This window comes from Enterococcus diestrammenae (assembly GCF_049384045.1).
Classification (GTDB): Bacteria; Bacillota; Bacilli; order Lactobacillales; family Enterococcaceae; genus Enterococcus_C; species Enterococcus_C diestrammenae.
The window spans coordinates 129,347-155,064 of record NZ_JBMRGR010000004.1 but is presented as its reverse complement, the minus strand read 5'-3'; the positions used below and the strand labels follow the sequence as shown (position 1 = coordinate 155,064).

Annotated in this window: 26 protein-coding genes, 1 tRNA gene and 1 other annotated feature; of the genes, 5 read left to right on the top strand and 22 right to left on the bottom strand. The window is 43.5% G+C overall.

Annotated elements, in window-relative coordinates:
- Nucleotides 1–19: 19 nt before the first annotated feature.
- On the bottom strand, nucleotides 20–1,327 hold the full coding sequence (hisS, locus tag ACO03U_RS04640) for a histidine--tRNA ligase (RefSeq protein ID WP_161870360.1): 1,308 nt from the start codon (nucleotides 1,325–1,327) through the stop codon (nucleotides 20–22).
- 686 nt (nucleotides 1,328–2,013) lie between these two features.
- Here hisS and ACO03U_RS04635 point away from each other — a divergent pair.
- Both ACO03U_RS04635 and ACO03U_RS04630 read left to right on the top strand, forming a co-directional pair.
- Nucleotides 2,014–2,457, top strand: coding sequence for an acyl-CoA thioesterase (locus tag ACO03U_RS04635; protein WP_204686058.1), 444 nt, complete (start codon nucleotides 2,014–2,016; stop codon nucleotides 2,455–2,457).
- A gap of 114 nt (nucleotides 2,458–2,571) precedes the next feature.
- Entirely contained in the window at nucleotides 2,572–4,122 is a 1,551-nt protein-coding gene (locus ACO03U_RS04630; RefSeq protein ID WP_204685903.1) for a flavocytochrome c, read from the top strand.
- A gap of 117 nt (nucleotides 4,123–4,239) precedes the next feature.
- Here the strand turns inward: ACO03U_RS04630 and ACO03U_RS04625 are convergent, their stop codons facing one another.
- The 3 genes from ACO03U_RS04625 to ACO03U_RS04615 all read right to left on the bottom strand — a co-directional run bounded on the left by ACO03U_RS04625 (nucleotide 4,240) and on the right by ACO03U_RS04615 (nucleotide 7,226).
- Nucleotides 4,240–4,809, bottom strand: coding sequence for a restriction endonuclease (locus ACO03U_RS04625; RefSeq protein WP_204685902.1), 570 nt, complete (start codon nucleotides 4,807–4,809; stop codon nucleotides 4,240–4,242).
- Nucleotides 4,810–5,636: 827 nt separating this feature from the next.
- A complete protein-coding gene (locus tag ACO03U_RS04620) occupies nucleotides 5,637–6,287 on the bottom strand; it encodes a hypothetical protein (RefSeq protein ID WP_204685901.1) in 651 nt (216 codons plus the stop codon).
- 141 nt (nucleotides 6,288–6,428) lie between these two features.
- Nucleotides 6,429–7,226, bottom strand: a complete 798-nt coding sequence (locus tag ACO03U_RS04615; RefSeq protein ID WP_204685900.1) for a hypothetical protein — start codon at nucleotides 7,224–7,226, stop codon at nucleotides 6,429–6,431.
- Between the two features lie 151 nt (nucleotides 7,227–7,377).
- On the opposite strand from ACO03U_RS04615, the gene ACO03U_RS04610 reads away from it, so the two are divergent.
- Nucleotides 7,378–7,451 (top strand) — tRNA-Pro (locus ACO03U_RS04610).
- Nucleotides 7,452–7,640: 189 nt separating this feature from the next.
- On the opposite strand, the gene ACO03U_RS04605 is transcribed toward ACO03U_RS04610, so the two are convergent.
- From ACO03U_RS04605 to ACO03U_RS04585, 5 genes are all read right to left on the bottom strand, one after another.
- Nucleotides 7,641–9,479, bottom strand: coding sequence for an acyltransferase family protein (locus ACO03U_RS04605; protein WP_204685899.1), 1,839 nt, complete (start codon nucleotides 9,477–9,479; stop codon nucleotides 7,641–7,643).
- Nucleotides 9,476–9,865: an MORN repeat-containing protein gene (locus ACO03U_RS04600; protein ID WP_204685898.1), complete on the bottom strand. Its 390-nt coding sequence runs from the start codon at nucleotides 9,863–9,865 to the stop codon at nucleotides 9,476–9,478. Before ACO03U_RS04600 ends, ACO03U_RS04605 begins: the two co-directional genes overlap by 4 nt.
- A gap of 322 nt (nucleotides 9,866–10,187) precedes the next feature.
- Entirely contained in the window at nucleotides 10,188–11,981 is a 1,794-nt protein-coding gene (locus ACO03U_RS04595) for an oleate hydratase (protein WP_204685897.1), read from the bottom strand.
- 166 nt (nucleotides 11,982–12,147) lie between these two features.
- Nucleotides 12,148–12,711: a TetR/AcrR family transcriptional regulator gene (locus ACO03U_RS04590; RefSeq protein ID WP_204685896.1), complete on the bottom strand. Its 564-nt coding sequence runs from the start codon at nucleotides 12,709–12,711 to the stop codon at nucleotides 12,148–12,150.
- A gap of 30 nt (nucleotides 12,712–12,741) precedes the next feature.
- On the bottom strand, nucleotides 12,742–13,182 hold the full coding sequence (locus ACO03U_RS04585; RefSeq protein ID WP_204685894.1) for a GNAT family N-acetyltransferase: 441 nt from the start codon (nucleotides 13,180–13,182) through the stop codon (nucleotides 12,742–12,744).
- Between the two features lie 465 nt (nucleotides 13,183–13,647).
- On the opposite strand from ACO03U_RS04585, the gene ACO03U_RS04580 reads away from it, so the two are divergent.
- Nucleotides 13,648–14,439 (top strand): hypothetical protein, encoded by a 792-nt coding sequence (locus ACO03U_RS04580; RefSeq protein WP_204685893.1) that lies wholly within the window; start codon nucleotides 13,648–13,650, stop codon nucleotides 14,437–14,439.
- On the opposite strand, the gene ACO03U_RS04575 is transcribed toward ACO03U_RS04580, so the two are convergent.
- The 7 genes from ACO03U_RS04575 to infC all read right to left on the bottom strand — a co-directional run bounded on the left by ACO03U_RS04575 (nucleotide 14,432) and on the right by infC (nucleotide 17,592).
- Nucleotides 14,432–15,121 carry a hypothetical protein gene (locus ACO03U_RS04575; RefSeq protein ID WP_204685892.1) on the bottom strand — a complete coding sequence of 230 codons (690 nt, stop codon included), beginning with the start codon at nucleotides 15,119–15,121 and terminating at the stop codon, nucleotides 14,432–14,434. The genes ACO03U_RS04580 and ACO03U_RS04575 overlap by 8 nt on opposite strands.
- Before the next feature lie 194 nt (nucleotides 15,122–15,315).
- Nucleotides 15,316–15,498, bottom strand: a complete 183-nt coding sequence (locus ACO03U_RS04570; protein WP_204685891.1) for a hypothetical protein — start codon at nucleotides 15,496–15,498, stop codon at nucleotides 15,316–15,318.
- Nucleotides 15,499–15,529: 31 nt separating this feature from the next.
- Nucleotides 15,530–15,820, bottom strand: a complete 291-nt coding sequence (locus ACO03U_RS04565) for a hypothetical protein (protein WP_423104405.1) — start codon at nucleotides 15,818–15,820, stop codon at nucleotides 15,530–15,532.
- Nucleotides 15,821–15,865: 45 nt separating this feature from the next.
- On the bottom strand, nucleotides 15,866–16,072 hold the full coding sequence (locus ACO03U_RS04560) for a hypothetical protein (protein WP_204685890.1): 207 nt from the start codon (nucleotides 16,070–16,072) through the stop codon (nucleotides 15,866–15,868).
- A 240-nt stretch (nucleotides 16,073–16,312) separates the two neighbouring features.
- Nucleotides 16,313–16,672 carry a 50S ribosomal protein L20 gene (gene rplT / locus ACO03U_RS04555; RefSeq protein WP_016623661.1) on the bottom strand — a complete coding sequence of 120 codons (360 nt, stop codon included), beginning with the start codon at nucleotides 16,670–16,672 and terminating at the stop codon, nucleotides 16,313–16,315.
- Between the two features lie 52 nt (nucleotides 16,673–16,724).
- Nucleotides 16,725–16,925: a 50S ribosomal protein L35 gene (gene rpmI / locus ACO03U_RS04550; protein WP_161870371.1), complete on the bottom strand. Its 201-nt coding sequence runs from the start codon at nucleotides 16,923–16,925 to the stop codon at nucleotides 16,725–16,727.
- Between the two features lie 142 nt (nucleotides 16,926–17,067).
- Nucleotides 17,068–17,592 carry a translation initiation factor IF-3 gene (gene infC, locus ACO03U_RS04545; protein ID WP_161870372.1) on the bottom strand — a complete coding sequence of 175 codons (525 nt, stop codon included), beginning with the start codon at nucleotides 17,590–17,592 and terminating at the stop codon, nucleotides 17,068–17,070.
- Nucleotides 17,593–17,618: 26 nt separating this feature from the next.
- Nucleotides 17,619–17,747 (bottom strand) — a sequence feature (ribosomal protein L20 leader region).
- A 282-nt stretch (nucleotides 17,748–18,029) separates the two neighbouring features.
- Here infC and ACO03U_RS04540 point away from each other — a divergent pair.
- Nucleotides 18,030–19,598, top strand: a complete 1,569-nt coding sequence (locus tag ACO03U_RS04540; protein ID WP_204685889.1) for a glucosyltransferase domain-containing protein — start codon at nucleotides 18,030–18,032, stop codon at nucleotides 19,596–19,598.
- 95 nt (nucleotides 19,599–19,693) lie between these two features.
- On the opposite strand, the gene ACO03U_RS04535 is transcribed toward ACO03U_RS04540, so the two are convergent.
- The 6 genes from ACO03U_RS04535 to ACO03U_RS04510 all read right to left on the bottom strand — a co-directional run bounded on the left by ACO03U_RS04535 (nucleotide 19,694) and on the right by ACO03U_RS04510 (nucleotide 25,694).
- Nucleotides 19,694–20,221 (bottom strand): GNAT family N-acetyltransferase, encoded by a 528-nt coding sequence (locus ACO03U_RS04535; RefSeq protein ID WP_204685881.1) that lies wholly within the window; start codon nucleotides 20,219–20,221, stop codon nucleotides 19,694–19,696.
- Between the two features lie 115 nt (nucleotides 20,222–20,336).
- Nucleotides 20,337–20,927 carry a 3-isopropylmalate dehydratase small subunit gene (leuD, locus tag ACO03U_RS04530; protein WP_204685879.1) on the bottom strand — a complete coding sequence of 197 codons (591 nt, stop codon included), beginning with the start codon at nucleotides 20,925–20,927 and terminating at the stop codon, nucleotides 20,337–20,339.
- A 1-nt stretch (nucleotide 20,928) separates the two neighbouring features.
- The gene (leuC, locus tag ACO03U_RS04525; protein WP_204685877.1) at nucleotides 20,929–22,311 is read right to left on the bottom strand and encodes a 3-isopropylmalate dehydratase large subunit; all 1,383 of its coding nucleotides are present in this window, start codon (nucleotides 22,309–22,311) and stop codon (nucleotides 20,929–20,931) included.
- Nucleotides 22,312–22,375: 64 nt separating this feature from the next.
- Nucleotides 22,376–23,431 (bottom strand): 3-isopropylmalate dehydrogenase, encoded by a 1,056-nt coding sequence (leuB, locus tag ACO03U_RS04520; protein WP_204685872.1) that lies wholly within the window; start codon nucleotides 23,429–23,431, stop codon nucleotides 22,376–22,378.
- A complete protein-coding gene (locus tag ACO03U_RS04515) occupies nucleotides 23,424–24,950 on the bottom strand; it encodes a 2-isopropylmalate synthase (RefSeq protein WP_204685866.1) in 1,527 nt (508 codons plus the stop codon). Before ACO03U_RS04515 ends, leuB begins: the two co-directional genes overlap by 8 nt.
- Before the next feature lie 231 nt (nucleotides 24,951–25,181).
- Nucleotides 25,182–25,694 carry a hypothetical protein gene (locus ACO03U_RS04510; RefSeq protein WP_204685860.1) on the bottom strand — a complete coding sequence of 171 codons (513 nt, stop codon included), beginning with the start codon at nucleotides 25,692–25,694 and terminating at the stop codon, nucleotides 25,182–25,184.
- Nucleotides 25,695–25,718: the final 24 nt, after the last annotated feature.

Sequence of the window (25,718 nt, the reverse complement as noted above, 5' to 3'; positions counted from 1 at the left end):
TAGCAAAGTGCTTATTTTTTTAGTCTTCTGAATCCATCATCATCATCGTCATTTCATCATAGACATCGTCAAAGTGTTCATAGATATCGGTCAACGAGAAGGCTTTTTCCTGACGACTTGCCATCCCTTTGACGTTGATGATTCCTTGTTCCAATTCATTGCCACCGATGGTCAAGACTAGCTTAGCACCAGCTTTATCAGCAGATTTAAACTGGGCTTTGGCTTTGCGTCCCATCACGTCTCGATCAGCAGAAAAGCCGAAGTTACGAATCGCCTGAACGACTTTCAAAGCAGCCACATTGGTTTCTTCCCCAAGGCTGACCACATAGGCATCCAATTCGTTCAACGCTGGCAAGACGACTTCTTCTGATTCCAAGGTTAGCAAAATCCGCTCAACCCCCATCGCAAAACCAAAAGCCGGTGTCGGTTCGCCACCGAGTTCTTCAACTAAGTGGTCATAGCGTCCTCCTGCACAAATCGTGGCTTGCGCTCCCATACCAGGCGCATCACTCATGATTTCGAAAATCGTATGGGTATAATAATCCAACCCTCGGACCATATTGCTATCGACTTCATAGCTGATTTCCAGCGCATCCAGCATTTCCTTCACTGCTTCAAAATGGACTTTCGCGGCCTCGCTTAAGTAATCCAAAATCGATGGCGCTTCAGCCACAAATTGTTTATCCCGTTTGTCCTTAGAATCGAGAACTCGCAGTGGATTTTCATGTAGCCGTCGTTGGGAATCTTCACTGAGTTCAGCAAAATGTGGTTCCAAATAAGCAATCAAAGCTTCTCGATACGCTTGACGGGTTTCTTTGTCCCCTAATGAATTGATTACCAGACGAATTTGTTGGATGCCCAATTGTTTGAAAAAGTCCAAAGCCATCGCCATGGTCTCCACGTCCGTCGCTGGATTTGCTGAGCCAAATGCTTCCACCCCGATTTGATGGAACTGACGCAAACGGCCTTTTTGGGGACGTTCGTAGCGGAACATCGGACCAGTGTAAAACATTTTGTAAGGCTTTGGAAATTCTGGACCGTAAAGTTTGTTTTCGACATAAGCCCGCACGATTGGGGCAGTGCCTTCTGGACGCAAGGTCACATGACGTTCGCCTTTGTCATAAAAATCATACATTTCCTTAGACACGATGTCGGTGGTATCCCCGACACTCCGGGAAATTACTTCATAGTGTTCAAAAATTGGCGTGCGGATTTCTTGGTATTGATAATCCCGAAACAACAAGCGAGCTGTCTCTTCAATAAATTGCCACTTTTCCGAAACTCCTGGCAAAATATCATTGGTACCTTTTGGACGTTGAAAATTCATAATCAAAACTCCTTTTTTATTGAAACTGCGACAAAAACCATTTGAAAAGATTGGAAAGACACGAGTTCGTGAAGTCAAAAACCGTTAGACTTAGACCAATAGAAGCTCACTTGTGGCATTTCTATCCTACCTTAGCAACAAAAAAAACCGCCCTCCTGCCGATATTCGACACAAGGGCGGATGACTAGTCATACGCGGTACCACCTGGTTTTCGAGGATCTGCCTTACATGATTGGCGCGATCTTCCTTTCGAGTGTAACGTACTCAAAACGGAACGGCTTTGCACGCGTTCATCTCCGGAATGTCTTTCGCCAGTCGGGGTAAGGGACTTCCAGCCATGTTCCCTCTCTCTGAAAAACCTGCCAACTGTTTACTCTTTCCATCACAGATTGTTGATATTAACACAAATCTACTAGACTCAGTGAAAAAAGTCAAGCCGTTTTCATTGGACCCTCTCGTAAAATAAGCATAACACTAGCCCTGTGAGTTTGATTGATACGACCTAGCACCGGCACAAATAACACAAATCAAGGATCATTTCACCATCTACCTCCAGGAAAAGATTCCCTTTCCCAACTGATTTTTTACTACGCTGATCTCTCACCAAAAATTCTTTGCAAATCCCCAAACCCATGATAAGCTAAAAAAAATTAGGGCCGATTCCCTATTAAGGAGGCACCAACATGATTTCACCTTATCCAGGTTATTTACGCGAACCCCACTATTATGAAACAGATCAAATGGGGATCATCCACCATTCCAATTACATTCGTTGGTTTGAAGAGGCCCGCATCGATTTACTGACTTTTCTCGGCATGCCTTTTCACACTTTGGAAGCTGCTGGGATCAGTGTCCCGGTTGTCGCTGTCGATTGCCAATACAAAAACATGATCCATTATGGCGACCGGGTCCGCATCGAAGTCTATGTACAACAGTATACTGGTACTCGTATGGATTTTGCTTATCGCATATACGATGACAAAACTAATCAATTGATGACTACCGGTAGTAGCAAACATTGCTTCATCGCCACCGAAAAAAATCGACTCACTTCTCTTAAGAAGACCGCTCCAGCGTTTCATGAAGTTTTCCAACAATTCGCCGAAATTCAGCCGGAGCCCCAAGCTTAATTACCTAGTTTTTTTAAGAGCATTTTTTTGATTGGCTTATAGTGTTATTTATCCGCCTTCTTTGTTATACTAAGTTCGTGAGTTTTCACACAATAGATAACGGAGGGTCAATGAATGAAAAAAACTTTAGGGAAACTGTTGACACTGTCAGCTATTTTACTGATGGCAGGCTGTTCTTCTGATCAACAAACCAACTCGTCAAGCACAAACACTGTGAAGGAATCAACTAGCAAAACAGAACAAACCACGACGGCTTCCACAGCTGCTTCCAGCGATGCGACTTCTGGCGCTTCAGCACAAGAATACACGGATCCAGCTGAAATGAAAGATGCCTATGATGTCGTCATCGTCGGTGCCGGTGGTGCTGGGATGGCTGCTGCCCTTTCTGCCAAAGAAGCGGGTGCCAATCCAGTTATTTTAGAAAAAATGCCGATTGCCGGTGGGAACACGTTAAAATCTTCTGCTGGGATGAATGCCTCAGAAACTAAATTCCAAGATGCTCAAGGAATTAAAGATAGCAATGACAAATTCTATGAAGAATCACTAGCCGGTGGTGGCGGCACCAATGATCCTCAACTGCTCCGCTATTTAGTCGATCATTCAGCCGCAGCCATTGATTGGTTGGATTCGATGGATATCACGCTGGACAATTTGACCACCACTGGGGGCATGAGCGTCAAACGGACCCACCGCCCTACAGACGGTTCAGCTGTCGGAGAATATTTGGTAGACGGCCTCTTGCGCAACGTTCATGAAAATGAAATTCCTTTATTCGTCAATTCAGACGTCGTCAAAATCAACGAAGCGGATGGAACCGTCAACGGCGTACAAGTCAAAGTCGATGGCAAAGAAAAAACCATTGCTGCCAAAGCGGTCATCGTAACTACTGGTGGTTTCGGTGCCAACATGGATATGATTGAACAATACAAACCGGAACTTAAAGGCTATGTCACGACTAACCAAGAAGGCTCCACCGGTGATGGGATCAAAATGATTGAAGCTTTAGGCGGCCAAACCGTGGATATGGATCAAATCCAAATTCACCCTACCGTTGATCAAACGAAATCATTATTGATCACTGAAGCCGTTCGAGGAGAAGGTGCCATCTTAGTCAATCAAGCAGGCAAACGTTTCTTCAACGAAATGGAAACCCGCGATAAAGTCTCCGCGGCAATCATTGACTTACCTGAAAAATCTGCTTGGTTAGTCTTTGATGCCGGCGTCAAAGAACGAGTCAAAGCCATCGATTTCTATGAAAAATCCGGTCTGGTCAAATCAGCCGATACTATCGAAGCCTTGGCCAAAGAAATCGATATGCCAGAAGCTGATTTGAAAGCGACCTTAGACACTTGGAACAAAGCTGTAGCCGACAAAAACGATGCTGAATTTGGCCGGACTACCGGGATGGACAATGACTTATCAAAAGCGCCATATTATGCCATCGCGATTGCACCAGGGATTCACCATACGATGGGCGGCGTGAAAATCAACACGGAAACCCAAGTTATCGGTGAAGGCGACAAAGCCATCCCTGCGCTATATGCCGCTGGCGAAGTCACTGGTGGTATCCACGGGAACAACCGTATCGGCGGAAATGCTGTAGCCGATATCATCATCTTCGGCCGTCAAGCTGGAACGCAAGCAGCAAAATATGCCGTGAAATAACTATCGTAAAAGTTGAATGAGAATGAAGAGCAGGTCCCGTTGTTGCGGGGCCTGTTTTTTAATCTTGAAAATAAGGCATGTATTTCTAAAATTTTCGTTCTTGAGCTATTCTAGAAGTCATTTTCCTATTTCTTTGGCAGCATTTCTTTGAGCTGCCTTCAGCCATTTCAAGAGTTTTTCTCGATCCACAAGCTGAACATCATTACGTAAGGCCATTTTACGAGCAGCGACCGTAAAATGGCTATTCGTCACCACATAAACTTCCTCCAAACGATAAAAAGCTTTGCCCGAATAGGCTTCTTGAATGGCTCTAATTCCGACTTGATTGCGATAACGTTTGCACTGAAGACCAATGTTTCGGCCCGATTTTGTCACTGCCAAAACATCGATACCGTAATCCCCAACTGTTGGTGTTAGGCGAATTTGAGAACAACCAAGATTTTTTAATAGAACCCCACAAAATTTTTCGAAAGCTAGGCCATCCATTTGATCGATATCAGAAAAGTTCCAATTAGCCGCCAAAATCTTGCTTTGTTTTTGCTGATACCTCCGCCATAATAGTTTGGCTACCCAAATAACAGCTAACATACCAAAATAAGGCAAAAAAACCTGTATGAATAGTTGGAATCCCTGGATTATACTATCTATTTGCTTTTGTAACGTTAACGATTCGGCAAGATTGGACATCTCCTCAACTCCTTTGCTACTAAATACGCAAATTAGCTCTCAACTTTTATGTACGCCACTAAGAAAGCCAGCCGGACTCGCTTCCGGATCATCCCTCGGGTGGTAGCAAATGCTAGCCAAAAAACAGTTGTCATTTTGCTAGCTCATCTTAGCGAGATTTGCTTAGGTGAGCTGTATGCGTCATGCTCCTTTAGCCCTCCGACATCCTAGGTACTACTACCCGAGACATTCTCCTCCAGCACGTCCGCCCTATTTTGTTGATAATCGATTTATTCCCTTTGCTTCGTAAATCCAGCAATTTATTTTCTTGTAGAGAGCACATGTACCGTGAAAAAGGTGAGATTTAGCGGAGTAAAATTGGGTTGACAGTAGCTTTAAAGACTGAGATGAATTACTTAGAGTTGGTGGCACTTGTGACACTTACTCTAAGTTTGAAGCTCAGAGAAAAATGACAAATTGCTTGGTATTTGGCATTTGCCGGTCTAGCTACCGTCAAGCCAAATTGTACGGAGCTAAATTTCAGCTTTTTCGGGCATCAAAATGACGGTACAATACGCCACTTAATTCCTGATATATCAACCCTTTTTGAAGCTTATTTTTTATAAGTTCTTTATCATGAGAAAAGAGGATAAAACCTCTCTTTCTAAAACATAATGCAAGTTGCTACAAAAAATCGGAATATCAATTTTTAAAATAAAATAGGGTCTTCTGTCTATCAATCATGCCAACCTGCTCTCCTGACTGTTCTTTGATAACATTGATCTTTTCTCTCTTAGCGGTAAGAAAAGCAAAAAATCTAAAAAAACGAGGACAGTCACCTATCCTCGTCAAAACATCATTCGAATTAATGAAATCACATAGCGAATTAAGCGGAACAAAATGAATAAGAAAAAAAGGTTGCCTATGATAAAACTAACTGCATTTCCTGCCGAGGCCTTCAAATTACTCCAAGTAAAGCGGCGTAAAAAGCGCGGCATCGAGCTGTAGCCCCCACGACTGAGGCGGAATTTTTCCTCATAGGTCAGCTCCAACATATCGTAGTAAACTAGCCTTAGCGGTTGATTCGAGAAAAACTTCTTGTCAAATCCGGCCATCAAGGTATAGGTTTTATTGGCAGAAGGTAAATTACGGACCCCATTTTTATTCACTCGCGCGATTTTTTCCTCTTCACGATAAATATTATAGCTATACTCATCTTCTTGTACTTGATCAATCACCACTTGGGGCTGATTTCCTGCCAACAACTCTTGATAGATCTCAGGAAACTTTCCTCGTTGTAAAACCAAATAAACCAGCAGTCCAAGCAAAATCACTATCAATAAGCCATTTAGCAGCAAGTGCTCATTTATCAGCCAACTATAGCCGGAAATAATCACTAAAGCGATGGCCACTGTCACAATTCGTTTCGTATAAAACTTCCGATACATATTGCCGACGGTCCGTTCATAATAATCAAAATCTTGTTGGGCAAAATCCATCCTGCAAGCCTCCTCTAGGTTGACAACTAAAAAGCAGACTCGTCCTGTGCACAAGTCTGCTTTTATTATACCGGAAAAACTTTCCCATCATCGCTTTTTTTGAGAATCCTTTGACAGATTTTCTTGCTATCGGTTACCTAGCTACTTCACGACGGTATATTCATCAATCGTTTTACCAGCCTGATCTTTCAAGACCAACCAGCCATTGGTTCCGCCATAGTATAAGAAGAGCCCCAGTTCATTGACACTTTTGAGGACAATATCCTCAGTGGTTCGATCACCACTGATTTTAGCGGCTAAATCTCCTCGGAGTTTTTCGGCAAAACGCACATCAAAACCAATGCTCCCATCCTTTTTTAACGGAGGATTCATCTTTAGCTGAGCGCCTTTTTTCAAAAGCATCTCGTTACGCTTTTGCCATTGGGCCTCACCAGTCGCTCCTTCATGGTCGATAAAAAAGGAAATAGTTGACACTGCCTTATTCCAGCGGTGCTGCGCTTTAGCGGGCTTGTGACGAACTTTTGCTGTATGGATGCCTAGAGCTTTTAATACTAAAAAAAGCTCCTCTTGATAGTCACTTAAAGTTTTCTGCTGATTAGCTGGAACTTTACTTGCATTTTCAGTGAGTGTCGCCACTTTTAAGCCATTGTCCGTCCACGTTTGATGTAGCATGGCAATCAAATAAGGAATTTCTAGCTCCCAAGGTGGCGTGATCAGCAGTAGTTGGTCTGCTTGATATTCAGTAATCAGCTTTTGATTTACCGCTGTTTGGGTGATAAGAGTCGGTTGCTGTGCCTTCAGATATACAAAAATTTTTGGCGACTCAGTTGTTGCTTTCATCTTGGTCGTCGCCGGCAAAAGCTGGATTTCGCCACGATCAGAGGCAAAAGTCAGAGTCAGACAATCTTTGGAGATGGTACCGGTGAAATCTAGTGTCATCGTGTCCACACCTTTCTTGGATTTAGCAAAAATACTTGCTTGGTCTCTTCATTTTAGAGGATATCCTCTAGCCAGCCTAATAGCTTGCTCAAAAACTCTTTTTATTTGAAAAAAATCAATGGTCGTCCTATAGTTGACCTGTAGCAATTTTCGGGAAGTAGCTCAGCTTGGTAGAGCACTTGCTTCGGGAGTAAGGGGTCGTCGGTTCAAATCCGGTCTTCCCGATAAGATCAAAAGCCTCCAGCACGCGTGCTGGAGGCTTTTTGGTGGGCTGAAAACACTTGAAAGACGGGTCGAAGAAAGCAGGAAGCAACGAGCGTTTGCCATAGTATATTCGAACATTTGCTTATGATTTTTCCATAATTTTTTATTCAAACTAAAAACCCCCGCCTCATTTAAGAGCCAGGGGATGGATTAGTCTTGATTTGATTTTACCGGTTTGGCTTTGGCCTCAGCAATGGCCTTTTGTAACATTTCCAAGTAGAGTTTTTCCCCTTCAGGATTTCCAGCAAAATGCGTGGTGTCAGAGCCGACAAATATTTCCATGTGCTCAGCGGCGATTTTATTCCAATCGGCGATGGTGATGAAATCATATTTATCTGGCAAGGTGCGTTCAAAATTGGCTAATTTTTGCGAATCCCAAGTTTCATCGGCTCGCCCGTCAAAAGGGGTCACAAAAATCAGTTTGTGTCCTGGTTCCAGGTCATTGATGAGCTCTTTGATTCGCTGTTCATAATCAGCAAAAGTATTGGTTCCACAGGAAATGATGACATATTCCCGTAACAATTTTTTCTTTTGCTGTTTCGCCATCACTGCATTGGCCTGTTCAAGACGACGCCCCCCTGCCGCATCTACGCGACTATCCGTGATTTGGTCGAGAATGGCTTGACGCACACCGAGGGTCACGGAATCTCCAATAACGCTAACGCCTTTTGTCATCTGGTATTCCGTGGCTTTTTTCTGATCCACCAAATCCCGCATATCCCGCAGCGCATCTTCATCTTGTTGCAGATGACTGGTCCATAACTGTTGCTCAAGGCTGGTCATCTGGGGTGCGCCAGCTGCAACTGTCACCGTCGTCCCCAATAACAACATTCCAACCACCGCCATGGGGATACCAATGTAGCGCCAGTTCCAACGCAATTCCCAGTCAAAGAATTGCGGTGTTTTCCCTACCACCAGAGGTTCCAATATATAGTAAGAGAGTGCCGCAAAGAGTATCGATAACCCAACAGTCAATAAAACGGCCAAGTGGTGGTTACTGATTCGATTGCTGAAAATCGTAAACAACGGCCAGTGGAACAAGTACATGCCGTAACTGATGTCAGCAAAGAAAGTTAAAACTTTGGGCTCCTTGCTATTTGGCGTTTTTTCATGCAAAATTCGCGCCCCATAGATCATCAGCGCCGTCGCTCCACTTGCCAACAAGAACCCAAACAGGTAGGTAACCCGCTGATTAAAGTTCAAAACCAATCCCAAGACGACTAAGACGGCTAAACCACTAAAAAAAACGAGTAACGTTTGCTTAAGCTGCCATTGCTCGACCCTCACCATGAATTTCTTTGGGACATTGTTTACCCCGGTTAAAGTCGCCAAAAAGGCACCAATGAAAAAAGGAAAACTATGGGACACACTGGAAAAGTAGATGGGAGAATACTCCGTCAGTCCAAATGCCCGTAAAAACATCGCTAAAAAAGTAATTAGCAAAAAGAACAGTGATAATAAGGAAAGCATCGCACGAAAGCGGCTTAATTTCAGTCGTTGGTTCATTTCTGAACGACTGATACTGCGACCCAGCAAGCTCACCAACAAGCCCCATATCAGATAGAAGTGGACTTCCACCGCTAATGACCACGTATGGACAAATAGATGGGGGAAAAAGTTATTTTCATAACTGCCACCATTGGCAATCTCAAAATAATTCGTCGTAAAACCGAGAGCTGCAGCAATTTGTTTGCCAATATCTGCTACAAAATCTTTCCCCACCAATAAAGTAAACACCATCGATACAAGGACTGCCAACAATAATGGTGGAAAAATCCGGACGAGTCGCCTACGATAAAAGCCCAATAAATCGATAGTTCCCTTTTTTTGTAACTCATCGATAAATAAGGCAGTAATCAAAAAACCAGAGAAGGTGAAAAAGACATCGACTCCCACAAAGCCACCAGAAAATTGGGTGATATAAAAGTGATACAAGAGGACCATCACCAAGCCCACAACCCGAATGCCACTAAACCATTTGATCCTCATTTTTCTTGATACACCCCATCCTCAAATTGCCCCTTGTAAATTGCGCCCGTTTCTAAGGTCAAAACACCTTTCCCTTGTGCTTTGCCCTTCTTGAAGCCCCCCACATAATGCCAACCGTCCTTCGCCTGAAAGTCCCCTTGACCATTGAAGTAGCCGTCTTTGAAAGTACCGGTATAGACACTGCCATCCGCAAATTTCAAGGTTCCCTTACCATTAAACTTGCGACGCACCAAATCACCGGTGTAATTAAGCTTTCCTTGATCTAGAGCCACCTTCGCACCTTTTTCATCCTTCAGCGGCTGCATACTGAAGATGGCACAGATGATGATGATTGCCACCATCACGATTTGACCCGCCTGCACGAGCCTCTTCTTTTCAATTTTCATTTCTGTCTTCCCCTATAGTAAAGCTGTCTCTTTAGTAAAAAAGCCGCTCCTACTCTTTTACGACAGCTGTTAAATGTGTTGTTTTTCCCTGACTGAAGCTTGGTAATCCGCTGGTCTTAATAGCCAACACCTACACTCTTCATTAAAAGGGATTAATTAAATCATAATGGATAACTAAAGGGTAAACAAGATTTTTTTCACGATAAAAGCCTTCACATGCAGTATGTGAATTTGCATATTAGAAAATAAGAAAGAGAATGTAAAAAAGGAGTTTCAGACACTGCCTGAAACTCCTTTTTTACTTCTTTTCTTGTTCTAGCATTCAAATAATTCCGTGTTCTTTTAAAAGCACGGCAATATCCGTCCCGGCAATCTTCTTTTCCAAACCGTGTTGAATCAATGCAGGTAGCTTCAAATCCGGTTTTTCGCCATCCAGCAACTCCTTGGCACCTTCTAGCAAATAACGGATATCGTAGCGAGAGGCGTAGACTTCAGGAACCCCTAGTTCGACACCAGTCAGGACATAGACTGCTTCCATGGCTGTCCGGCCAGAATACTCAATAGTGAAGACCGTATCCCGTCCTGGATCGTCCAGTGTTTCTGCGAATTGACCCAAGAAAGCGAAGTTCACGGCATTTTTAGGAACCACGTAAGGCCGATCCCCAGCCGTCCGAGGCATGAATTGGGAGGTGATGAAAGGCATCATAACAGGCACTGCGGTACAAGTATTGGCCATTTCTTCAATTTCATTGACCGGAACCCCTAAATGGAACAGCCATTCTTTGGTGATTTCTTTACCAGTGCAATCCCGCATCGGTTTTTGGATATAATCGCCAGGCACATCGGAAAACAAACCATAGACCCAAACGACGACATCGTTTTCTGGTTGGCCGAGGTATTGCCCTTGCCGATTGATGGTCCAGCTCAACAACCAAGAAGAGTCTTTAGCCGTAACAATCCCACCGGTGACCGTTTTACCACCATAGGGCGAGCGTTTGGTAATTTTTTCGATATACTTAGGCACACTATCATCGTGACACGTGACTGTACAAGATTCCCAGTTGGTTTTTTCTGGGTCATCACAGAATTTTTCTGGATGGCCAAATTCTGTCGATTGTTTTGCGATATTATTCCACAAAGTCCAGCAACCCGCTGGTGTTTGGTTGAAGGGTGCTGGCGTCTGATCATCCCCATAGCCTGAGCCTTCTGTAATCGAGCCATTGGTAATGAAAACTAAATCGGTTTCTTTTAAAGGAATCGAGATATCTTTGCCATCTTTTGCCTTAGCGACAATTTTGGTGGCAACTTTTTTATTTTCAGCTAAATCAAAGACCACATTTTCAACAGTGACCCCATATTCAAATTTTGCACCATGATCTTGCAGATATTTTACCATGGGCATTACAAAGGATGTGAACTGATCATGACGGGAAAACTGTAACGCATCCAGTTTGGTCAAGCCACCAACATGGTGAATAAAGCGATTCATGTACAATTTCATTTCTAAAGCCGAGTTCCAATTTTGAAAGGCAAACATCGTCCGCCAATAAATCCAAAAGTCTGAGGCCAAGAGTTCCTCTGAAAAGACCTCTTCAATCGATTTGTCTTCCAGTTGGTCATCGGCAGTCATGATGAATTCGGCCAGTTCCCGTGCTAATTTTTGACCAAGATTGAACTTGCCATTGTCATAACGTTCCCCTTGTTTCTCAGTAATCCGACAATTACTGGAGTTAGGATCATCCAAATTGGTGTAGTAAAAATGATCTAAGACAGACATACTAGGATCTTCGGTTGAAGGTAAGCTGGAAAACAAATTCCACAACACTTCAAAGTGATGCCCCATTTCCCGGCCACCACGAGCTACATAGCCGCGATCGTGAATTAGGGAACCGTCCAAGGAACCACCAGGTAAGTCCAACTGTTCTAAGAAAGTGATTTTTTCCCCTGACATATGGGCATCTCTAATCAAAAAACACCCTGCTGCCAAGGCCCCAATCCCAGTGCCAATCAGGTAGGCCCGTTTGTCATCAATTCCTTTGGGTTTTCTAGCATGAACCAGTGAATGGTAGTTGCCATTTGTTAAGGTTAAGCGTGAATCAACAGTTTTTAATTCCATACCGTTCTCCCTCTTTCTATCTTTTGACACCTTTATGGTAGCCAAAAAAAAGCGAGAAAACATTGGATAATCACTCTTCTATGCTAAAAAACCAGACATTTGGTGCTCACTGCCTAATAGAATATTCACCGTAGCACAACAGCCCTTTCCCCCTTGATGAAAAGCTTTAGTCCAACTCCGTACTGCGTTTCAATGAAAGCTCGATATTGCCATCAAATAACAAACCAATTCGAGAAATCACCTTTTGTGGATCTTCTTTCATGCCTGTCGCAATCCAGCGTAACAGCATTTCCGTCAAGGCCGCCTGATAAAAGCGAGCAATCAACAGCTGATCCAATTCTTTCGCTGGAATATTGGCGCTCACCCGCTTCACGTAGCGAGTCATCACATTGCCAGCGACATTGTAAACATAGTTGATGACTTCTTCTTGCCGCATCGAATTGTAGATATGATAAATCGCTTTTTTATTGTCCAGAGCAAATTTAGTCGCAACATAAAAGCTCTCTTCCCACGATAAGGTATCATTGTATTCCTCGATTACTTGTTCGATTTCTGTCTGAAAGATTTCCGCCAAAAGTTCGTAGACATCGGAATAATAGTAATAAAAGGTGTTGCGATTAATCTGACAAGTGGCGGCGATCTCTTTGACAGTAATCTGACTGAGAGGCGCTTCATTTAATAAATCAATGATCGTCTGACGAATCAGATCCTTGGTATACGCTTTTGCCATCTGTTTCCCTCTTTCTAAATTATGCTGCTTCTAATCTGGTTGGCTATCTATTGAGAGTCCCTGTTTGAAATACATTCCGACACTTTGGGGGGCTGTGGGGACAAAACCGAACTGTTGATACAGCTGGTCTGCTGGAAGGTCAGCAATCAAACTAACGTAGGCTTTTGGATCGACTTGCCTTTCAAGATACATCAGCAACTGTGCCATGATTTGCTTACCAATTCCTTTTTGTTGCTGAGCGGGATGCACCGCGATATCTACCAGTTGATAGGCTATCCCCCCATCTCCTACGATGCGTCCCATGCCAATTAGCTGTTGGTCCCTTGAACGTCGGACACAGATGCTATACCAGCTATTTTTCAAACCAACTTCACTCGCAACTACTCCTCGAGGGGATAACCCACAGCTTTTCCGTAACTCCAAAAACTCTGAGACGGTGGGGATTGCTTCGGTGATCTGATATTCTTCCATGTTAGCCTCCAGCGATTGTTTCTTTATATTTTACCGGAGATTGGAAAAGTTAGCAAAGCCACCTCACTGCTAGCTTTTTAAAGGTTCAGCCGTTCTTCAATATGTAGCTTAGCTCTGGATCAAACAAAAAGCCCCACTCACAAGGAGTGGGGCGAATGTTGATAACTCAACGTTTGTTTGCTTATTTGTTCAAAGCGTCTTTTGCTTGGTCAGCTAATCATAGGTATTTTAGACGATTTTATCAAAAGATAAATAACGTTTAATGCCAATAGTTTTACGATTTCTATGTTATAGCATTTCAACAAACTAAAATTTTTTCTGGGTCAAATCTGGGTCAAATCTGGGTCAAAAAATTCTCATCTATCGTGGGGCGGCCGTTCACTTTGTGGGCGGTTTTACTTGTTTTCAGCGTTCTCATTGTAGCCCCCTTTTTTATTTGATAGAATAGGATGAGAGGTGATACCTATGGGCAAAATATTCAAGTATTTGTTAATACTAGCACTATCCACTGCTTACTTAATTGTACAATTTATAAATCCAGATCTACTACCGGGCTATGAATCCATATGGACATTAGTAACAGTAGTTGTAGCCCTGGCATTGTACTTCTATAATGACTCTTTTTTTGTATTCTCTATTGTCAATAATGCTTTAAATCATCTTTGGAGAAAACCACAAGTGACTTGGGAATTATATTACGCCTTTCAAACCTACAATGAAGATGCATTCAATGTGTCTTCTAGTCGCCTTACTAGCCTTATTACTCAAACTTCTCAACTATCAATATTGAATGATGAAGAAAATTATTTAGAGTTTGAAATTGAATCTCCAGATATAAGAAAATACAGGATATCAAGTATTCAGATAGATGAGGAATTGCAAGAAATTACCTGCTCTTATAAATGTACTTTGTCCTTCAAATCCTCAAAGAAAGAACTCGATAAAGCAAATGATTTTTTTTCAAAACTCTTTAATACCATAGGAAAACAAGACAACCAAGGAACCGAGCGACAAATTGGACCAATGCTTATAAATCCGACATATACTCTTAAGCTCTCTTTTTCAGGGTACAATCCAGTGTATGGATTAATGGTAAGAAGAATAAATCAGAATGAAGTTGAGTCATTCTCACTAAAATTCGAGCAAGGCGAGTCTGTTATTATTATTGAGAAAAATTTTATGGAAATTCAATCTGAAAATCTAAAACAACTGGAAGAAATATCAAAACATTATTTAGCACTTTCAGATGTTACTTAAAACTTCCGTAAGTGTTATAAGCATCTAAAAATAACTGTAATTTTTTTTGAAGGTCATCTATACTGGGATCGTTATTTCTAAAAATAGTAAGCCCACTTTTTTTTGAGAACCCGATGGTTCTCTTTTTATTTTGTCCATTGGATGCCACATCTATTTGCACCTTAATAAAACTGGCTTTGCCATCACTGATTGCTTTCATGGCTTCTTTATTTTTGTCCACTCTTACACCATTGAAACTCTTAGTTCTTGCATGTGTATCGGAGGTACTGAACCAAACTTGATCAACTAAAGCTTTATTTCTTACTATTTTAACAAAATCAAAATCAATACCAGAATATGAAACTAATTCAGGATTACTCTGTTTTAAATACTTCAAAAATGGAGTACAAATACCAATACTACTATTGGCAATTAACAATTTTTCTTTGGATGAGTAGTATATTTTAAAGGGATTCACTTCCTTAAACTCAGTGAATGGATTTCCATCAACAATTATATCGGACTTCTTTTCTTTAAAATATTTACAATTAAAAATTGTAAATTCTATATTACCTATTTTTATTGAAGAATCGGTTTTTAATATCTCACCGACAATTATTGTTGAGTTTTCCGTTCGTGTTACTTCTATTTTCGTTCCCTCAATATTAAATTTACTCACTGACCTTATTCCATAAGATTCCATCATAATCCTTCTTTCCGCTATTTATATCCGTTAACATAATTAAATCAAAAGTGAGCCTAGAAAACAAGCGTTTTCCAAGCCCACTAAACGGATATAATCTAAAGGATTATGACAATATTATACCATATTTTGTTGAACAAAAGCGAACGTAAATTCGTAAAAATAGCACTCAATCATTTTTTAATGACTAAGTGCTAAAAATGTCCGATTGGATGTTCGCTTCTTTTCCAGATTGCTTCTGCTGTATCTTCTCTCGGAATAGCAAAAACATCTTCTTCGTCAGCTACTTCATACGCTTCATCTTCACCATGAATCAAGAGGACAGTATGCTCTCGGCCATCTTTTGTGCGAACCACATCATATTCTTCTATTTTCATCGCTTACTTCCAAAATATTTATAACCGACTGTCACTGAAGAATATATTTTCCCAATTCCTTATTTGGATCGTCAATAATTCTGAACTTTCCTCCTGGCGAGCTACCGTTAAACGGCTTTGGATTAACAAGGTCATAGATATAATCCTCTTCGCTATCATCTACAATCTTAATCATGCCTGTTTCATCTCGGACAACATCATAAACTTCTCCATCGGTCAAAGAATCAACGCCAAAAGATTCACCAGAATACTTTACCTTTCCTACGTACTCCATAGGGATCTCTTTGTCAAACACACACTGATAAACGCTTATTGTTTTCACTGCTCACCATTCCTCCCTATACACAGACACAGCCCTGATCAAGTGCTATTCAATGATTTCTATTGATTCGATTTCTTCGGCGCTGACTCCTAAAAAACAAGGGTAATCTGGACTATCTTTAATTCCAATTTCATCAAAAAGTTCAGCCTCAGTATCAAATGCCGGAGTGTAGGTTTCCACAAATCCTATCGTTTCCTTACCGTCCGTAAAAACAATGCGCGCGTTTTTTCGAAAATACATCCCAAGATTCATCTACTGTCTCCTTTCTAGAATAGCAGAAAACAGAAGCTCAAAGCCACCCCAACCTCAAACTGTTGGAAATATTCCTGTAACTAATTATACCAAACAACAGCTATCCATTCTAAGACCACTAACGACCGCTAGCTTTTTAAAGGTTCAGCCGTTCTTCAATATATAGCTTATCTCTAAATCAAGCAAAAAGCCCCACTCACAAGGAGTGGGGCGAATGTTGATAACTCAACGTTTGTTTGCTTATTTAGCCAAAGCGTCTTTTGCTTGGTCAGCTAATGCAGTAAATGCTGCTGCATCGTTGACAGCAAGGTCAGCCAACATTTTGCGGTTGATGTCGATTTCAGCCAATTTCAAGCCGTGCATCAATTTTGAGTAGCTCAAGCCATTCATACGTGCTGCTGCGTTGATCCGAGCAATCCACAATTTACGGAAATCGCGTTTCTTTTGACGACGATCGCGATATGCGTAGTTGTATGAATTCATTACTTGTTCTTTAGCTGTTTTGAATAATGTATGTTTTGAACCGTAGTAGCCTTTAGCCAATTTTAGGACTTTTTTACGACGTTTACGAGTTACAGTTCCACCTTTGACACGTGCCATGATGTATTCCTCCTAGAATAGTTCGTTTATTTTAATATCGGGTTATGCGAGATTAGCGCATTTGTGACAATTGTTGACGGATACGTTTGTAATCGCCTTTTGACACCATGCTTGCTTTACGCAATTGACGACGTTGTTTTTTGGTCTTGCCGTGGAAACGGTGACTTGTAAATGCACGGAAGCGTTTCAATCCGCCTTTACCGGTACGTTTTACGCGTTTTGCTAAACCGCGGTGTGTTTTTTGTTTTGGCATTGTGATTTCCTCCTACTATTGTTAATGTGCTAAAAGTGATTCTCGACTTGCGCCAAGCTAGTTTTTAACACGTATACAGTCTGGGTAGTCGCCTACTCAGAGCCAGCATCCTCAAAATAAGTGCAATGTTTGTCGCAAGATGTTATTTGTTATCAGCTTTAGGAGCCAATACTAAGAACATGCTACGGCCGTCCATTTTCGGTTTTTGTTCGACAGTCGCAAGGTCGGCAGTTTCTTCTGCCAAGCGATCAAGAACTTTCTGACCAATCTCTTTGTGGGTAATGGCACGACCCTTGAAGCGGATAGAAGCTTTGACTTTATCGCCTTTTTCAAGGAATTTACGTGCATTCTTCAGTTTCGTATTGAAATCATTGACATCGATCGTTGGACTTAAGCGAACTTCTTTGATATTGATGACTTTTTGCTTTTTGCGGGCTTCCCGATCCTTCTTCTGTTGTTCGAAGCGGTACTTCCCATAATCCATGATCCGCGCAACTGGTGGTTTGGCATTTGGCGCTACCAACACTACGTCCAAATTGGAACGTTCTGCGATTGCTAATGCTTCAGCTTTTGATTTTACCCCTAGCTGTTCACCGTTTTGGTCGATCAAACGTAACTCACGTGCACGAATGCCGTCGTTTACCATCATATCCTTTGCTATGGTCATTCACCTCCAAGTATATTCGCGAGCAAATCTCACAAAAAAAACGAGCTCGACAATCGAACTCGCACCCAAATCCACACTACCCATAGTAGTCTGAAACGTATCTGCCCAGCGAGTCTACTCACTCAGGCGAGAAGCGGGTGCCTCTGCTTGATTTCTCAACTTTATCAGTATACGGTGTTTGGAAAAAAATGTCAAGGGATTTTCATGAAAAAGAAATTGTTGCTCTTCCTTAGCCAATTGCTTAAAGCTCCCCATAGAAAAAAGCTTTTGACTATGCTCAAACAAACTGCTTCTTTGTCCCTCTTTTTTATGGGACTCGATTTCAGAAGCCCTTTCCACAAATGCACTTTGATGCTATTTTAATTAATAGCATCTGTCATCTAAAGCAAATTTAGCCGCCTAATGATTCTTATAGGCATTGTAAGGAGTGGGAAGAAATGGAAGAAGTGACGGAAAGAGCTATTCGTTTTCCAAGATTCATTAAGCAGCAAAAGGGACTGACCATTTATACAATCATCTTGGTATTGATATGTTATGGCCTCTCTTTAGGGAAGATCACTTTTGGGATGGACACCAATCAATATTTGAGTGTGCCTCAAGATTATTTGAAACATTGGATTAGTATCGGACGTTTTGGCCAAGTATTGCTAAAAAAACTGGAGGGATCAAATGTCGCAAATCTTTATCTTGCAAACCTTTTAGGGATTTTGCTACTCATTAGCAGTAGTTTACTACTTTGTACCTTGTTTGCGAAATGCCTCAAAGGCCAGGTTTCAACTCTCCAGTTGGCGGTGATTCCTTCTTTATTTGTCACCAGCCCTTTTTTTATGACACAATTTTATTTTGTTCTCCAAATTTTTGAATTTATGCTCGGTCTCTTTTTAACCATTCTAGCAGCTTATCTACTAGCTGGCACTACTATGAAATTTCCTAGTTGGTGGCAAATGATTGCTGCCACCCTTTGTCTCAGTTTTGCTTGTAGCATTTATTTATCCTTTCTACTATTGTTTACCGCTTTGACCGCTAGCATCTTATTACTTCAGCTTCTGCAATTTAGTAAACAACAACAAAACCTTGCTCTCATGGACTTAATCAAACAAGCTGTACCTTATCTCCTCGTCTTTGGATTCGGAGTTGGCTTATATTTTGTGGGGGATACACTTGTCTTACAGATTACAAAAATTGCAAATGTGGACCACAGTAGCAACGACCGGCTTTGGGGGCAAGTCCCCTTCACTGAAGCGCTGGATTCCCTGATTAAGAGCATCGGCAAAATTACCATTGCTCCCTCTTTTTGGAAAATCAATCCGGTTTATGGTCCACAATTTTTGATAGGTGGTCTTTTGAGTCTGCTTCCCCTTGTAAAAATCAAAACAGTCTCATTCCAAAGCCGCTTAAGCTATCTGATCTGTCTGATGGTCCTCTTGATATCCGCCGTCGGAACTGTCATTGCCGCTGGGACACTTTTGCCGCCAAGAAGTATGGCACCGCAGTTTCCTTTTGTAATCGCGCTGTGCTTCTTTCTAGCTAGTCTATCCGTGACTACCTCTAAATTGAAAAAAGGGCTCCTGCTTTTAGTCGGCTACTTCACACTTAGTCAACTAGCTTTCACTACCAAGCTATTGATTTCCCAACAAGCCACCTACAAAGAAGACCAAGACCGCGTCCAACAATTACTGACTCTTGCTCAGCCCTTAGTCAATCAACAACACAAGCGGCTTAGCCAATACCGGTTGGCGATTATCGGTGCGGGTCCTGCCCGCAATCGCTTCGTAACCACTGTCCCTGGAGAAATGATTGGGGTCTCTCTCTTTGATTTTGGGTATCCTGATGCCAGTGGACCGAGTCGTAATGTCGCTGACTTGCTAATCATCAATGGTCAAGCTGTCCAGTACCCCATCCCTTCTTCCTACAATCAATTGCGGGAGAAATATGAATCGCAAACCAGAGGGGATGGTAGCCTGCGGGTCGTCATCGACAGTGGCTACCTGGTGGTCATTTTATAAACAACCCATTCCGCTTTTTTTAGGTTTAGCTGACACAACGAAGACAAAAATAACGACTATCAGAGGCGCGCTGCCCTTCTGATAGCCGTTTTTTGCTATTCCCAATAAAAATAAACATCCCCTTTGCCTTCTTGTTGCGTGTGGCGATAAACATTGGTATTCAAGCCACCGATGACAAATCCCTGTTTCAAATAAAACCGGCAAGCGCCTAAGTTATTGTCTTGACCAATCGTCCAGATGCCGGCTTTCCCTCGGTTGACTGCTTCCTTGCGTCCTGCCTCTAACAAAGCAGCGGCAATTCCTTTCCCCCGTGCCTGCCGGTTCACTTTAAGGTCTGCTAAATAGACATATTTCAGCCAGTCCATCTCAAAAAGTGCCAGTCCAACACAAGTTTCCCCCTCAAAAGCGCCCACCGCAAACCCCTTTTGCAACACCGTGGCAATCTGATAATCTTCATCAGGGAATGTCTGCTCCTCCCAAGCTTCTTTGGGTAACAGTTCTTCATGATACCCCCACGCTTCGGCTGTCCGGGTCACTACCAACCGTCCCATCAAAGGAAAGGCCTCATTGGGTATGGTTAACGCTTGTTGATCTGCCTCAGTTAATAATCGGATTTCGGTCATAAATTGTGCCTCCAAGTTTCCTTTCAGTATAGCATCCTTTTGCCCAATTCAAAGCAAAACAGGCCTGCTATAGACCTGTTCTCTCAATACTTACCATTTCAAAATGCGCAACGCCTCAGCGCCAATAATCGGGTACTTTTTCATTCTCATAGGCAGTGATCAACTCATCATCTTGCAAGGTAATGCCAATCTCATCCAAGCCATTCACTAGTTTGTCTTTCCAAGTGGCATCGATATCAAAAGACCAGACATTCCTCCCAGAACGCACCACTTCAGCCGGCAAATCGATCACAATCTCCGCCGTTGCGGGCAAAGCTGCCAACTGTTCTCGAGCGGCTTTTGGCAAAGCAATCGGTAAGAGGCCATTTTTAGTGGCATTCATATAAAAGATATCGCTGAAGCTACCGGCGATAACTGCCTTGAACCCGTAATCCATCAACGCCCACGCGGCATGCTCCCGCGACGAACCAGAGCCAAAATTATCCCCAGAAATCAAAATCGTAGCGTCACCGTACTCCGGGTAGTTCAACACAAATTCCGGATTCGGTGTGCGATCAGCAAGGTAGCGCCAGTCATCAAATAAAAACTCACCAAAACCTTTTTTATCCACCCGCTTTAGGTAGCTTTTGGGAATGATTTGGTCGGTGTCCACGTTGTCATTCATAAAAGGAACCGTTTTGCCGGTGTATACAGTAAATGCCTCCATCTCACAAGGCCTCCTTTACAATTTCTCGCACATCCACAAAATGCCCGTGCAAAGCTGCGGCAGCTGCCATAGCTGGCGAGCAAAGGTGGGTCCGCGAGTTTTTCCCTTGCCGTCCGACAAAATTACGATTGGAGGTCGAAGCACAATGAACAAATTCTGGTACCCGGTCTGGATTCATCCCTAGGCACATGGAGCAGCCGGGTTCCCGCCATTCAAAACCGGCAGCCCGAAAGACTTCATCTAGTCCTAAGTGTTCCGCGGCTTGTTTCACCGGTCGCGATCCCGGAACGACGATCCCCGTCACTCCCGCTTTGATTTGCTTACCCGCTACAATTTGGGCCGCTTCTTGTAGATCCGACAGTCGGCCGTTGGTACAAGAGCCGATGAAAACATATTCTACTGGAATATCCGCTGGCTTTTGACCGGGAGCTAGGGCCATATATTCATAGGCCAACTCGTCATTGTGATCGGTGATTTCAGGGAAGCGCCCATTTACCGGCACCCCCATTTCCGGATTTGTACCCCAAGTGACAAAGGGTTCCAACGCCGCTGCATCAAGAGTCAGGACCGCATCAAATTGGGCATCTTCATCCGTGTAAAGGGTCTGCCAGTCAGCGATAGCAGCCGCTAGATTCGCTGGTGCAAATCGACGTCCAGCTACATATTCGAAGGTTTTCTCATCAGGCGCAATCATCCCCATCTTGGCGCCACCTTCAATGGCCATGTTACAGATGGTCATGCGCTCATCCATAGACATCTTGCGGATGGTATCGCCGTAAAATTCCACGCCATACCCCACGCCAAAATCCGTCCCGTATTTGGCAATCAAGGCCAAGATGACATCTTTCGCATAAACACCAGGTTGCAAGTCCCCACTAATTTCGATACCCATCCGTTTGGGTTTTCGTTGCCAGAGGGTTTGGGTCGCAAAGACGTGTTCCACTTCACTAGTCCCGATTCCAAACGCCAGCGCTCCAAATGCGCCATGGGTTGCCGTATGGGAATCTCCACAAACGATGGTCTTCCCCGGCTGGCTCAACCCCATTTCCGGTCCCACCATGTGAACGATACCTTGACCTTCCGAACCGTTGTCGCAAAGTTCGATGCCAAATTCCTCACAATTGCGACGTAGGGTATCTATCTGCTTTTTAGCAATCAAATCAGTAATGTTATGAATGTCCACCGTGGGCACATTGTGGTCCATCGTGCCAAAGATTTTCTCTGGCTGTCGCACCTGCCGCCCAGCTTGGCGCAATCCTTCAAAGGCTTGCGGTGAAGTCACCTCATGAATTAGCATCAAGTCAATATACAACAACTGGGCATCGCCATCTTCGCCTTTGATGACATGTCGGTCCCAGACTTTGTCAAATAGTGTTTTCCCCATTCAATCCTTCTCCCATCTTCTAAACTGCCCAACCCGCTCCTGACCAATACCGCAAACGCAAGCATTAGCCGCCTAATTTAGCAATAACCGCCTCAGTGACTTCGCTAGTGGTAGCCTTGCCCCCCAAATCACCAGTGACGATTCCCTCATTCATCACGGCATAGACCGCTGCTTCAATCTTATCGGCCAACTCATGCATCTCAAAGCTTTGGCGCAACATCAAGACCACCGAAAGCATCATCGAGGTGGGATTGGCGAGGTTTTGACCGGCAATATCCGGCGCTGAACCATGGATAGGTTCGTACAAGGAGACGCCGCCTTCCGAATGGCTAGCGCTAGGCAACACCCCTAGCGTCCCAGGCAAGACGGATGCTTCGTCACTCAAAATATCGCCAAAAAGATTTTCCGTCAAAATCACATCGAATTCCGTCGGTTGTTGGACGATACGCATGGCACAAGAATCCACCAATTGATGCACCAACGTCACTTCGGGATAATCTCTCGCCACTTCCTCGACGGTTTTGCGCCAAAGTTTGCTTGTAGCCAGTACATTGGCCTTGTCGACAGAAGTCACGTGTTTGCCCCGGGTCATCGCGATGGCAAAGGCACGATGGGCGATACGTTTGATTTCTGCCACCGTATAACGACAAGTATCATAAGCTTCCATCGACCCTAGCTCTCGAGGCGTACCAAAGTAAATACCGCTAGTCAGCTCCCGGACAATAATCATGTCACATCCTTTGACAATCTTTTCTTTCACCGGCGACAAAGGTAGCAACGCATCTGGTACGGCGATTGGGCGAATATTGGCAAACAAGTTCAGGGCCTTGCGCAAGGCTAACAAGCCTTGTTCTGGGGTTTGCTGTGCCTTTTCCCACGGGGAGCCAGCTGGTCCGCCAATTGCGCCTAACAAGATTGCATCACAGGCTTGACAGGCAGCTAAAGTCTCTGCAGGCAGACCGACACCAGCAGCCTCAATACCTGCTCCGCCAAAAGCTTTTTCTTCAAAAGTAAACTGTTCGCCGCTGGTTTTCGCAGCGGCCTGTAAGACCGCGATAGCCGCTTTCATGATTTCTGGGCCAATCCCATCACCGGGTAGTACTACGATATGTTTAGTCATCTGATTGTGCCGCCTCCTTTTTCAAAAATGAACTTGCCTGTACGTAGGCTTTAGCTGATGCTTCCAAGACATCAAAGTCCACGCCGATACCATTGATCCGGCGCTTGGTCTCAGGGCATTCGATGGAAATATGCACCTCCGCTTGGGCATCTTCGCCACCACTCAAGGCATTGATTTCATAGCTCACCAAAGTCGGCTGCTGTTGGAAAATATCATCGATGGCATTGTAAATTGCTTGGATCGAGCCTGAACCTACTGCTGAAGCCACGCGAGTCGTCTCGCCTTGTGCCACTGAAACGATTGCACCTTGACGACCGCAAGATACGTATTGTACCTGCAGCCCTGTCAAATGGGCACTATCAGCTTCAGAGCGTACTTCATCTGCCAACAAGGCCAGCAAATCTTGATCGGTAATCTGTTTTTTCTTATCTGCTAACGCCTTAAAGCGTTGGAAAGCCGGTTTGATTTCCTCTTCTGATAGCCGATAGCCCAATTCTTGTAGCTTGGTGACAAAGGCATGACGACCGGAAAGTTTCCCTAGTGGCAGAGAGTTATTTTCCACGCCGACAAGTTGTGGCGTGATAATTTCATAGGTTTCCGGATTTTTTAAGACACCATCTTGATGGATGCCGGACTCGTGGGCAAAGGCATTGGCGCCAATCACCGCTTTGTTGCGAGGCACCGCTACACCTGAAAGGCGAGCGACAATATCTGAGGTTCGTTTGGTTTCCGCAAGTCTAATGCTAGTGGCTGCTTGGTAGTACTCTTTGCGAATATGCAGGGCCACAGCGACTTCTTCCAAAGCCGTATTCCCCGCCCGTTCGCCGATACCATTGACGGTTCCTTCCACTCGGTTGGCGCCGTTTTCGATAGCAGCTAGCGCATTGGCCGTGGCCATTCCCAAATCATCGTGACAATGAGAAGAAAAGATGATTTCTTGATCGGATTTGATATTGTCGATTAAGTAAGCAAAGAGTTTGCCGTACTCGGTCGGATTGCTATACCCTACCGTATCCGGGATATTGATGATGGTAGCCCCAGCATCGATGGCAGTCTGGACTGCCTCTAACAAGAAGGTCTTCCGCGTCCGGGTAGCATCTTCTGGTGAAAACTGAACCTTTTCAAAAAGCGTCGCCGCATAGCTGACATGCTCTTTAATCGCTGCCAAGACTTCAGCCGGCGTCATTTTCAACTTGTACTTCATGTGAACATCACTAGTGGCCAAGAAAACATGAATCTGAGGATAGCGAGCCGCTTTTAATGCTTCATACGCCCGATTGATGTCTTTTTTCTGACAACGGGCCAACCCAGCCACCGTCATCTGAGAAGCCGCTTGGGCAATCGCCTGTACCGCTTCAAAATCCCCTATCGATGCGATGGGAAACCCCGCTTCAATCGTATCGATGCCCCATTTTTCCAGTTGTAAGGCAATTTGAACCTTTTCCTTTGTATTGAAATTGACTCCCGGCGTCTGCTCCCCATCTCGTAACGTCGTATCAAAAAATTGAATCTTGCGCATCTTCCAGCCCCCTTTGACTAAATTGCTAAATTCTTCTAAAACAAAAAACAACCACAAACAATTTCTTTTCTTGGTGAAAAAAAGTATAAAAAAAGCATTCCACAAAGGTTCTCCTTTATGCAATGCGAATAGGACTCTTCTTAAAATGATACCAGAAAGAGTCCAAAACTATAATAATAACAATTCCAATGTTTGTTTAAAATTCGTCATTTTTATCACCTACGTCAGTTGTTAGTAACAAAATACCTTAAACTGGGGCAAGCTGTCAACACTTTTCTCTAAATTTTCTGAATATTCAATAGAAAAAGTGTGCTTCCCTTTCCGGATTGGATTTAAACAATTGCCGCTTACTGCAGTAAAACCCTTGATTGACAGCTGATTTAGGCCAAAAAAGGCCATCTCATTACCGAAAACCGCCACTCGAGATGCCGATACCCGCTCCGTTACATTGCCTTTTAGCAAGTCACAGCATTCTGCCACCGTAAAAAAACGGCGAAAACGCCACAAATATTTGCTAATCTCTGGCACCTCACGATTGGCAAAAAACAACTCCCGCACTTCCTCACGATACAGTTGGACTTCTAATTTGACCACCGTCGGACACAATGACGCCACCACATTTATCAAGCACAAATAACTCAGAAAAACGGCTGGACGACTCTCTTGACTATGATAATAAGCCTTTAGTCGTTTGGCAGTCGTGGTAGGTTTAAAGCGAGCCATTTGGTTAAAAGTAATCAGCATCAGAGGCGCTCCTTTCAAACAATA